The 599-nt window shown below is 47.6% G+C and carries 1 protein-coding gene; it reads left to right on the top strand.

Annotated features, from left to right (window positions below):
- On the top strand, window positions 1-599 hold a 599-nt coding region (locus FFM73_RS12595), incomplete at both ends, for an HAD-IC family P-type ATPase (protein WP_137631954.1).

Raw genomic sequence — 599 nt, 5'->3', positions numbered from 1 at the left:
GATAAAACTGGTACCTTGACCCTTGGTAACACCGCGGTTTCCGCAGTTAAAGACTACGCTAATGATACCAATGAAGCCTTGGCCTTAGTTGCCCGGGTTGAACGACTTTCTGATCACCCACTGGGCAAAGCCATTACGGATTATGCCACCAATGAAAAAGTCGATTTCGAACAACTTGAGGTTGCGGAAAATGATACCGTCAAGGGTCAAGGCATCACCGCTACCATTGACGGTCACCACGTTCTCGTGGGTAATCTGAAGATGATGACGGCCAACAACGTTAAGCTCTCTGCCACCCAGAACCAAGATCTCGCTGAAGTTCAACATACTGGTAGTTCCGTTGTCATGGTCGCCGTTGATGGTGCCCTGAAATTAACCATTGGTGTTTCTGACACCATTCGTCCCGGCATCAAAGCCCAGCTCCAAGCTTTACGGGATCATGGTGCTAAGCACTTGGTTATGCTAACTGGTGATAACAAAATCACCGCTCAATACGTTGCCGAACAAATCGGGTTGGATGAAGTCCACGCCGAACTCTTACCTGAAGAAAAAGTTGAGTACATTAAAAAGTTCAAGGATCAAGGTCGTCACGTTGCCTT

It is taken from the genome of Secundilactobacillus hailunensis (genome assembly GCF_005405185.1).
Lineage (GTDB): Bacteria > Bacillota > Bacilli > Lactobacillales > Lactobacillaceae > Secundilactobacillus > Secundilactobacillus hailunensis.
This window is presented reverse-complemented; position numbering and strand designations above follow the sequence as displayed.